This window comes from Saccharopolyspora sp. (assembly GCF_017434145.1).
Classification (GTDB): Bacteria; Actinomycetota; Actinomycetes; order Mycobacteriales; family Pseudonocardiaceae; genus Saccharopolyspora_C; species Saccharopolyspora_C galaxeae.
Genome location: NZ_JAFRFW010000399.1, coordinates 1 through 8,158, shown reverse-complemented (window position 1 = coordinate 8,158; position 8,158 = coordinate 1). Strand labels below are relative to the sequence as shown.

5 protein-coding genes and 2 pseudogenes are annotated in these 8,158 nt (G+C 70.7%); 5 read left to right on the top strand and 2 right to left on the bottom strand.

The genetic code is table 11. The features are described from left to right. The 3 genes and pseudogenes from IJH84_RS10895 to IJH84_RS10885 form a co-directional block, all read left to right on the top strand. Positions 1-355 (top strand): annotated as a pseudogene (locus tag IJH84_RS10895) (hypothetical protein); the annotation flags it as partial. 153 nt (positions 356-508) lie between these two features. Next, positions 509-751, top strand: coding sequence for a hypothetical protein (locus IJH84_RS10890; protein ID WP_295143518.1), 243 nt, complete (start codon positions 509-511; stop codon positions 749-751). A gap of 262 nt (positions 752-1,013) precedes the next feature. Next, a complete protein-coding gene (locus IJH84_RS10885) occupies positions 1,014-1,262 on the top strand; it encodes a hypothetical protein (protein WP_295143515.1) in 249 nt (82 codons plus the stop codon). A 77-nt stretch (positions 1,263-1,339) separates the two neighbouring features. Here IJH84_RS10885 and IJH84_RS10880 read toward each other — a convergent pair whose 3' ends face one another. Beyond that, on the bottom strand, positions 1,340-2,950 hold the full coding sequence (locus tag IJH84_RS10880) for a GMC family oxidoreductase (RefSeq protein ID WP_295143512.1): 1,611 nt from the start codon (positions 2,948-2,950) through the stop codon (positions 1,340-1,342). A 327-nt stretch (positions 2,951-3,277) separates the two neighbouring features. On the opposite strand from IJH84_RS10880, the gene IJH84_RS10875 reads away from it, so the two are divergent. Then, the gene (locus tag IJH84_RS10875; protein ID WP_295143509.1) at positions 3,278-4,813 is read left to right on the top strand and encodes an aldehyde dehydrogenase family protein; all 1,536 of its coding nucleotides are present in this window, start codon (positions 3,278-3,280) and stop codon (positions 4,811-4,813) included. A 7-nt stretch (positions 4,814-4,820) separates the two neighbouring features. Here the strand turns inward: IJH84_RS10875 and IJH84_RS10870 are convergent, their stop codons facing one another. Next, positions 4,821-7,541 carry an EAL domain-containing protein gene (locus tag IJH84_RS10870; RefSeq protein ID WP_295143506.1) on the bottom strand — a complete coding sequence of 907 codons (2,721 nt, stop codon included), beginning with the start codon at positions 7,539-7,541 and terminating at the stop codon, positions 4,821-4,823. 410 nt (positions 7,542-7,951) lie between these two features. On the opposite strand from IJH84_RS10870, the pseudogene IJH84_RS10865 reads away from it, so the two are divergent. Continuing rightward, positions 7,952-8,158 (top strand): annotated as a pseudogene (locus tag IJH84_RS10865) (3-oxoacyl-ACP synthase); the annotation flags it as partial.

Below are 8,158 nucleotides of genomic sequence, written 5' to 3'. Positions count from 1 at the left end.
GCACGTCGTCGACCGCGCGCAGGACATGAGCCACCGCGGCGGCGAGAACGTGTACTCCGTCGACGTGGAGCACGCGCTGGCCAGCGCGCCCGGTGTGGCCGACGCCGCGGTGGTGGGCGTACCGGACGACGTGCTCGGCGAGAAGGTGGGCGCCGTCGTCGTAGCCGCGTCCGAGGACGAGCGGCTTTCGGTGCCCGCGGTGCTGGACCACCTCGCCGCCTCGCTCGCGGACTTCAAGATCCCGCAGTACGTCCACGTGCGCACCGAACCGCTCCCGCGCAACCCCGGCGGCAAGCTGCTGAAGCGGCAGCTGCGCGAGCAGACCGCGTGGGGCGCTCCCGTGCGCGGGCGCTGAGCGACCTGGCCGTCGCGGGGCGGTCCGACGTGGACGAACAGCGATGTGGGTGAGCGTCCTTCGCCCGGGCGGGAATTCCGGCGGGCGGACGAGCCCGGTGTCCGGGAGTCTGCCGATGCACGGTGTCGTACGCCTAGGGGAGGGAGAACGACAGTGCTCACCACGAAGAAAATCCTTGTCACCGCGGGTTTCGTCGGCGCGGCCATGCTCGGATCGGCCGGGGCCGCCGGGGCCGTGGACTTCCACGAGTGCATCGACGGCGGCGGGATCGGGACGCCGGCGCTGGACGTCACCAACGACGACCCGATCATGTTGTGCTCGGGCGGCGAGCACGACCAAGTGGAGATCGATTCCGGTGTGGGCGGTCTCGACGCGCTGCACTCGCTCGGCGGCTAAGGGCTAGGCACGGCTGAGGGGTTCGACGGCGTGGGTGGGCCGGTCCCGACGGGGCCGGCCCACCTGCGGTCGGAAAGGACTCGGCGCCGCGGGCTCGCCCCGGATCGTCCACCGAAGGTGTTGCTCGTTGTCCCGTTGCGGCGACACATCCTGCGCACTGGCACGCGCGCTGCGATCGTCTGCGATCCAGCGGCCGAGATCGCGGACTCGCAGCACCGCTCGGCCCGCTGGAACGATCAGCCCGACGACGATGGGCACATCCATGATCACTGCTACTCGAATTGCGGGTGCCGCCGCGCTGGCCCTGGCGCTGAGCGGGGTCGGATCGACCGCCTTCGCGGCCGCGGACGACGCGCCGCCGGTCTCGGCCGAATCCGGTGCCGGTGGCGCCGGTGGGAGCGGCGCGGTCGGCTTGAACGTGCTCTGCGGCATCAACGGAACCTGCACCGCGGGTCAGGGCGGCGACGCCGGTGAGTCGTCCGCCACCAACACCATCGGCGAAAGCAGCTGAGCCACCCGCTGGCGACGCGAAGTGCCCGGTCCCGCGTGGGGCCGGGCACTTTCACGTTTCCGGGCCGACGACGGCCGTCAGCTCAGGATCTCCTCGGCGCAACGCTCGCCGATCATGATCGACGGAGCGTTCGTGTTGCCACCGGTGATGGAGGGGATGACCGAGGCGTCGGCGACCCGCAGCCCCTCGACGCCGCGAACCTTCAGGTCCGGGCCGACCACCGCCCGCTCGTCCGCACCCATCCGGCAGGTGCCGACCGGGTGGTAGACGCTGTGCACGAAGTTGGGCAGTGCCCGGCGCATCTCCTGCTCGTCGCGGTATTGCTCGCCCGGCCCGATCTCGCCCTGGCTGTCCCCGACGCCCGCCATCGTCTCCCGCACCATCCGGACACCTTCCAGCAGCACCTCGGTGTCCTGCGGCTCCTTCAGGTACGCGGGGTCGATCAGCGGTGCCGCCGTCGGGTCGGCGCTTTTGAGCCGGACGGTCCCGCGGCTTTGCGGGTAGATCAGCGTGGGGAACACGCTCTGCCCGGGTTTGCTGGTGGGCGGGCGGACCATCTTGTCGGCGTCCTGGTTCGGGATCGGGTAGACCCAGTACAGGCTCAGCAGCTGCAAGTCGGGCACGGAACCGGCGTAGGAGGTGCGCACGAAACCGGACGCCTCGAACTGCGAGCCCGCAGCCCATCCCGATCCCGGCCGGAACCACTCCCGCAGCAGGCCGCGGGCGAAGTACGAGGCGGTCGGTTTGCGCAGCGCCGAGTCCATCCGGAACGACACCGGAACGAACAGGTGATCGTGGAGGTTGTCGCCGACCGGCAGCTCCGAGCGCGGTTCGATGCCGTGCGAGCGCAGGTGCTCGGCAGGCCCGATGCCCGAGAGCATCAGGATCTGCGGGGAGCCGAACACGCCCGCCGACAGGACCACCTCGCGGCCTGCGCTGATCACCTTCTTGTTGCCGCGCTTGTCGGCGACCTCGATGCCGGTCGCGCGCGAACCGCTGAAGACCACCTTGGCGACGGTGGCGTCGGTGAGCACCACCAGATTGCCCGGCCGGTCGTCGTGCAAGTAGCCCTTGGACGACGAGTAGCGCACGCCGCGATCGGCGCTGAGCTGGAACGGCGCGATGCCTTCCTGGCTTTCGCCGTTGTAGTCGTCGATCCGCGGCACGCCGAGGCGGCTGGTGGCGGCGTCCATGAAGTCGCGTGCGGCGCCGGTCAGCTCGCGGACCTTCCGGACCCGGATGGGACCACCGCCGCCGCGGAGCTCGGACTCGCCGCCCTCCCAGTCCTCGAGCCGTTTGAACGCGGGCAGCACGTCGTCGTAGGACCAGCCCTTGCAGCCGTCGGCCGCCCAGTCGTCGTAGTTCTTGCGGTTGCCGCGCACGAACAGCATGCCGTTGACCGAGCTGGACCCGCCGAGCACGCGACCGCGGGTCTGCGGGATCACCCGCTGCCACGCGTCGGACTGCGGAACCGACTTGTAGCCCCAGTCGAAGTGCTTCTTGAGCTGCGGGGTCGACTGCAGCGGCGCGATGGCGCCCGGGATGCTCAGCAGGCTCTTCAGCGGGCCCCGGTCGTCGCGCGGCCCCGCTTCGACCAGGACCACGGATGATCCGCTCTCGGCGAGCCTGCGCGCGACCGCGCAGCCCGCGCTGCCGGCGCCCACCACGACGTAGTCAGCCTGAGACATCTTGGCGCCCTTCTCCGTCGGTCCGCGTGCAGCGACGCGATCTCCCGACGAAGAGTAGAACTCGTTCTAACGACTGTCCATGGGCAGCGCGCGCTCCGCACCGCGATCCGGCGGCGATCTGAACCGAACCGGAAAACCCGGACGACCGCGAAACGAGCCTTGCACTGCCGTACCCGCGCCTCTACAGTCCGCGGATATGCCACGACGCCGCTCGTGCAGCGAACGCCGCTGCTGAATTAGAACCTGTTATATAGGCCAGCAGCCGCTGGCGGCTCCAGCTCGCGTGCGGCGGACCCGCCCGCACGCGCCGTCCCCGGAGGCAAGCCGATGGCCATCGTGAACCCGCTCCCCAGCGCAACCGACGGGCACCGGCGCCTGCGCCTGGACAGTCCGGTGGATCAGCAGTGCGTCGGCGAACTCGACATCAGCAGCAAGGACGACGTCGACCAGGCGATCAGCCGCGCGCGGGCGGCGCAGACCGCTTGGGCGGCCCGGCCGGTCAAGGAGCGCGCCGCGATCGTGCGCTCCGCCGTCGACGAACTGGTCGCGCGCCGGGACGAGATCATCGCGACGCTGCAGGCCGAGACCGGCAAGCCGCGCGCCGAAGCGCTCGCGATCGAGATCGTGCCCGCCTGCGACTTCCTCAACCACTGGAGCAGCCGGGCGCACCGGGACCTGCGCGACGAGCGCCGCAAGGTGCACGGTTACATCCGCCCGCTGAAGAAGCTGCGGATCCACTACCAGCCGCTCGGCGTGGTCGGCGTGATCACGCCGTGGAACGCGCCCTTCGTGCTGTCGCTGAACCCCGTGGTCCAAGCGCTGCTGGCGGGCAACGGAGTCGTGCTCAAACCCTCGGAGATGACTCCGCGATCGGCCGAGTGGGCGGTGCGGATCCTGCACGCGGCCGGCGTCCCCGAAGACCTGGTGCAGGTCGTGCACGGCGACGGTGAGACCGGCGCCGCGCTGGTCGACGGCGAGGTCGACAAGATCTCGTTCACCGGCAGCGTGCCCACCGGGCGCACCATCGCCGCGCGCAGCGCGCAGCGGCTCATCCCGTGCACCCTGGAACTGGGCGGCAAGGACGCGATGATCGTCTGCGCGGACGCCGATCTGGAGCGCGCCGCCAACGGCGCGGTGTACCTGTCGATGTTCAACACCGGTCAGGTCTGCCTCAGCGTCGAGCGGATCTACGTGGCCGACGAGGTCGCCGACGAATTCGTCCGCCTGGTGCGGGAAAAAGCGGCAGCGATCAGCTACGGCGCAGGCGACAAGGACATGGGCCCGCTGTTCTCGGACAAGCAGCTCGACGTGGTCACCCGGCACGTCCGGGACGCCGGGGAGAAGGGCGCCACCATCGCCGTCGGCGGCGAGCGCGGGTCCGCGGAGGGCCTGTACTTCCAGCCCACGGTCGTCGTCGGCGCTGCGCACGACATGGACATCATGCGGGAGGAGACCTTCGGGCCGGTGGCGGCCATCATGCGCGTGCGCGACGACGAGGAAGCGGTGCGCCGGGCCAACGACAGCGCGTACGGCCTCGGCGGGAGCGTGTTCACCAAGAGCACGAGGAGGGCCCGGGAGATCGCGGCGCGCCTGACGACCGGCTCGGTGGTGCACAACGACGCGGCCGTGATCTACGGCGTCGCCGAAGCCCCGTTCGGCGGCCGCAAGGACAGCGGTCTGGGGCAGGTCAACGGCACCGACGCGCTGCGCGGGTTCACCCATCCCCAGCCGCTGCTGCTGAGCCGTTGGCCGCTGAAGAAGGAGAACATCTGGTACCCCTACACGCCCAGCGTGGTCCGCAACCTCGACTCGCTGGTGCGCTACGGGTTCGGCAACCGCATCGTGCGGCGGTTCCTGTCGTGACCGCGGATCAGGGCAGGAGTTCCGCGAGCGGCGCGGGCTTGCCCAAGTAGAAGCCCTGCACCTGATCGCAGCCGAGTTCGCGCAGCAGCTGGAGCTGGCGAGGCGTCTCGACGCCTTCGCCCACCACCTCCAGACCGACCGCGTGCGCCATGGCGACGATGCTGGTGACGATGACCCCGAGCCGGTCGGACTCGCCGAGTTCGGTCACGAACGACCGGTCGATCTTGAGGGTGTCCACCGGCAGCCGCCACAGCTGCGCCAGCGAGGAGTTGCCGGTGCCGAAGTCGTCGATGGCCAGCCGCACGCCCAGCTCGCGCAGGCCGTTGAGCATCCGGTTCGCCGCATCCGGGTCGTGGATGAGCGCGTGCTCGGTGATCTCGAAGCACAGCGCGTGCGCGGGCAGGCCGGACTCGGCCAGCGCCTGCCGCACGAGCTCGGGAAGCCGGTGGTCTTCGAGCTGGCGGGGTGAGAGGTTCACGTTCAGCCGCAGGTCGATCCGGTGGCGGCGGCGTTCGGCGGCGAGTTGGCGGGCCGCCACGCGAAGCATGTGCGCGCCGATGTGGTCGATCAGGTCGCTTTCCTCGGCCAGCGGGATGAACTCGCCCGGCGAGACCGTCCCGTGCACCGGATGCGCCCAGCGCAGCAGCGCTTCCACGACCGCCGTGCGCCCGCTGGCCGCATCCACGATGGGCTGGTAGGCGACCCAGAGCTGGTCCTGCTCCACGGCGTGGCGGAGATCCTGTTCCAGCGCCATGTTGCGCTGCACGCGTTCCCGCAACTCCACGCCGAAGAACGCGCACCGGGCGCCGCCGCGCGTTTTGGCCTGGTACATCGCGACATCCGCATCGCGCAGGACGTCCTGGGCGACGCGCGCATCGCCCGGCCGGGAGACCACCACCCCGATGCTCCCGGCGACGTGCAGTCGCCTGCCCTGCACGTGGATCGGCTCGGTGAGCGTCGCCAGCAGCCGTTCGCCGAGTTCGCCGAGCACCGCCTCGGCGCTTTCGTTGTGCACGACGACGAACTCGTCGCCGCCGAGCCTGCCGACCAGCGCCTCGTCGGGCGCGGTGCGCACCAGCCGCTCCCCGACGACCCGCAGCACCTCGTCGCCCGTGGCGTGGCCGAGGGAGTCGTTGATGCGCTTGAAGTTGTCCAGGTCGAGGAACAGCACGGCCAGCGGCCTCGGCTCCCGCGGCGCTCCCAGGTGCTGCAGGACCCGGGTGCGGTTGACCAGCCCGGTCAGCGGGTCGTGGTTGGCCTCGTACTGCAGGCGTTCCCGGTTGGCCCGGGCCTCGGTGATGTCGGTGAACGAGGTGACCACCCGGCGCAGCGGGTTCTCCAGCGGGTTCAGCGGCCTGGAGTTCACCGCCAGCCAAGCCCCGTGCCCGTCCGAGCGCTCCAGGCGCAGCACTCGCCAGCGTTGCGGTCGCCCGGTCCGCCGGGTGGTCCGCGACGGGTCCTCGTCCGGCCGCAGCTCGGTCCCGGTCTCGTCGAACAGGCGCCACGTATCGATGGACGAGCCGACGATCGCGGACGTGTCCGCGCCCAGCACCCGCCCGGCGGCGGGGTTGGCAGACTCGACGACGTCGTCCGGGCCGACCACGATGACGCCTTCGTCGAGCGCGTCGACCACGGTGGCGAAGTCCTGCTCGGCGCGCCGCCGCGCGGTTTCGTCGCCGCACACGAGCACGTATCCGGAACCCATCTCGGCCGCCGAGAGCCGGATCACGAGCGCGGAACCGTCGCTGCGGCGGTGCCGGGTCTCGGTGGCGCCGCCGATGGCGAGCACCTCGGCGGGCTGCAGGGGTGCGCCGACGAGTTCGGCGACGTGCCTGCCCAGCGCCTGCTGCGCGGTCACCCCGTAGACCTCCTCGGCAGCGGGGTTCCAGCTGGTGACCAGCCCTTGGCGATCCGTCGCGATGATCGCGTCGTTGACGTGCTGCACCAGCGCTGCCTGGTAGCGCAGCGTGGACTCGGCCGCCTTCTGCGCGGTGACGTCGCGGGCGACGACCTGCAGCGCCGGTGCGCCTTCCCAGCTGGTCAGCACCGATACCAGTTCCACCGGTACCGGGACGCCGTCGAGGCGCCGCAGGTCGGCTTGCGACCGCGCGGTGGCGGCACCGGGGTAGGTCAGCGACCGGATCCGCTCGCGCATCTCCGGGATGGTGGCCGGGGCGACGATGTCGGTGAGGTCGCGCCCGACGAGCTGTTCGCTGGAGTCGGCGCCGAGGATGGTGCGCGCGGCCGTGTTGGCGTACCTGATGATCTCGTGCTGGTGCACCAGGATCACATCAGGGCTGAGTTCGACCAGCAGCCGGTAGCGCCCGGCGAGATCGGCCAGCGCCCGCCTGTCCCGGTGCAGCGCGGTGATGTCCCGGACGAGCCCGATCAGCCCGCCGGACCGGCCCGTCGGGCGGGCGTGGAAGTGCAGCACCCGGACTTCCCCGTCCGGGCCGGAGACCTGGTGCTCCAGGTCGAGCTCCTGTCCCCGGGCGGTCGTGTCCGCGCCTGCCCGGAAGGGTTCGAGCAGTTCCAGCAACCGGGCCTGCACGTCGCGCTCGGCGCGACCGGCCATTCCCAGCAGCTCGTCCATGCCCGGCATCCACGCCACGTCCGCGCCTGCGTGCTCGATCGACCAGCCGACCGCGTTGTGCACGGCGAGCGCGAGATCGAGGAATTGCTGGTCGAGATCGTCCGGGGACCGGCTCGCGCGCGGATCGAATTCCATGATCAGTCCAGTTGCGACTTCGGGGACATCCCGGCACGGCTGGACACTCCCCGAGTCCACGACGAACTGGCGCACTGCGCAAGTCGCTCGTCCTGACCCGATCGGCCCAGGGGTTCCCACGATTCCATTGCGCCAACCGGCCGCAGCAGCCGGGGCCCGATCTTCGGAATGCCCGGGAAGACCGCGAATTTGAATACATACAGCGATAGCGGATGTTCACTGGAGAACGATCTTAGTCTTTGTGGGTTTATGAATGAGCGACGACGAGCACATTTGGTAGTGATCTCGCGGTTTTTTCTTCACGCTGCCGAGTGGCCGGGCACCGTACGGTTCGACCCGACGTCGAGACGGTCCCCGGGCGCGATGCCCGCCGACGACCCGGTGGGCGAGGACTCGCCGACAGGAGGGCGATGAGCGTGCAGCACTGCGGAATCAGCGGAATCGGAGCGGTGACCGGCTACGGATGGGGCCGCCAAGCCCTCTGGGACGGCTTGGCGGGCAGCAAGCCGGCCGCCACCCGCACCGGCGGCCACGGCCCCGGCCGCGACGAGACGGCCTGGGTAGCCGGTGTTCCGGACGGCGGGGACGAGGCGGACGGGCCGAGCCGCTTCGCCAGG